Below are 1,815 nucleotides of genomic sequence, written 5' to 3' on the forward strand. Positions count from 1 at the left end.
GCGCTCGGCGCCCCGTACGTGCCGACCGTCGGCCCGCTGCTGGACGACCCGGTGTGGCGCGCCGAGGTCTCCGCCGGTGACGGTGCGCACCCCGGGGCGGCGGGGTACGAGCGGCTCGCGGCCCTGGTCGGGCCGTCGTGGGACGCGCTGGTCGACGGCCTCACGTCCTGATCGCGCTCCCGGCCGGGCGCCGGAGCGCCCGTCGGGCGACGTCGGAGCGTCCGCCCGTCGGCGCCCGGTCCTCAGGACGGGCGCGTCGCCTTGCCGTCGAGCCACAGCGTGTCGGAGTCGTCGCGGTGCGTGCCCGACGTCCCGACGTGCTTCTGGCTGATCGACGGACCCTTCGTGATGACGTGCACCATCGCCATGCCGTGCCCGCGGCCGAGGCCGTGGTCGTCGGCGAGCCACGCGAGGATCTCCCCCGCCTTGGTGCCCGGCCCGTACCCGCGGGCCGTCGCCTGGTCGAGCAGCTGGCGGGGCGTGAGGCCGGTCTTCTCCTCGACGGCGTCGAGGTACGCCTGGAACGACATGTGCTTCTCCGGTGGTGCGCGACGGACAGGTCCCGACGGTCGCGCCGCAGGTCAGGGACCACGTCACGCGTGCCGCTCGTGGACGATCCTTGCGGGGACCACCGACAGAGGGAAGGCTCGTCGTCTCGACGTGACCCGTCCCCGGGGCACGGCGTCGACGACCGGACGGAGGGGCATGGGGCACGACCACGCGCACGGCACCGCGGACCACCGCGGGCGGCTGGCGGTCGCGTTCGGCATCTCGGTCGCGATCCTGCTCGCCCAGGCGGTCGGTGCGGCGGTCACGGGGAGCCTCGCGCTGCTCGTCGACACCGCGCACGTCCTGACCGACACGGGCGGGCTCGCGCTCGCGCTGGTCGCCGCGCACCTGTCGCTGCGACCGCCGTCGCCGACCCGCACGTGGGGCTACCGACGCGCGGAGGTCCTCGCGGCGCTCGCCCAGTCGGCCGTGCTGCTCGTCGTCGGCGTGTACGTGCTGGTCGAGGCCGTGCAGCGGCTCGTCGACCCGCCCGAGATCCCGTCGACCACGCTCGTCGTCTTCGGCCTGATCGGCCTCGCCGGCAACCTCGTGGCGCTCGGCGTGCTCGCGTCGAGCCGCTCGGACAACCTCAACCTGCGGGCCGCGTTCCTCGAGGTCGCGAACGACGCCCTCGGGTCCCTCGCGGTGGTGATCGCCGCCGTCGTCATCGCGACGACCGGGTGGCTCCGCGCCGACGCGGTCGCGGCGCTCGTCATCGGCGCGCTCATCCTGCCCCGCGCGATGCGCCTGCTGCGGGAGACGACGAGCGTGCTCCTCGAGTCGACCCCGCCGGGCCTCGATCTCGACGAGGTACGCGCGCACCTGCTGCGCGTCGAGCACGTCCGCGAGGTGCACGACCTGCACGCGTCGCTCATCGCCACGGGGCTCCCCGTCATCAGCGCGCACGTCGTCGTCGACGACGGGTGCTTCTCCGACGGGCACGCGGGCCGCATCCTCGACGAGCTCCAGGAGTGCGTCGCGCGTCACTTCGACCTGTCCGTCGAGCACTCGACGTTCCAGGTCGAGACCGCGTCGCACCGCCGCCACGAGCACCCGAGCCACGCCTGACGCGTCGTGCCCCGCCCCGGCACCGGCACGAACCGGGCGCGGGACCCGATCTGTGCGCTGATCTGCACAGACCCTCCACCGCACCGCCCCGCGACCGCGTCCGCGCCGCCGCCGGGCTTCCTACGGTCGGACCGTGCCCACGACGCGCCACACCGCCGCCCCCCATCCGCGCGCCGCCCGGCACGCCCGACGCCTGCG

Annotated in this window: 2 protein-coding genes; one reads left to right on the plus strand and one right to left on the minus strand. The window is 75.2% G+C overall.

Annotated elements, in window-relative coordinates; genetic code table 11:
- Positions 1-242: 242 nt before the first annotated feature.
- The gene (locus HGA02_RS18310) at positions 243-530 is read right to left on the minus strand and encodes a DUF4287 domain-containing protein (protein WP_168680733.1); all 288 of its coding nucleotides are present in this window, start codon (positions 528-530) and stop codon (positions 243-245) included.
- Positions 531-705: 175 nt separating this feature from the next.
- Between HGA02_RS18310 and HGA02_RS18315 the strand changes: the two genes are divergently transcribed.
- Positions 706-1,617: a cation diffusion facilitator family transporter gene (locus tag HGA02_RS18315; RefSeq protein ID WP_168680735.1), complete on the plus strand. Its 912-nt coding sequence runs from the start codon at positions 706-708 to the stop codon at positions 1,615-1,617.
- Positions 1,618-1,815: the final 198 nt, after the last annotated feature.

The organism is Cellulomonas septica, from assembly GCF_012396155.1.
GTDB classification, from domain to species: domain Bacteria; phylum Actinomycetota; class Actinomycetes; order Actinomycetales; family Cellulomonadaceae; genus Cellulomonas; species Cellulomonas septica.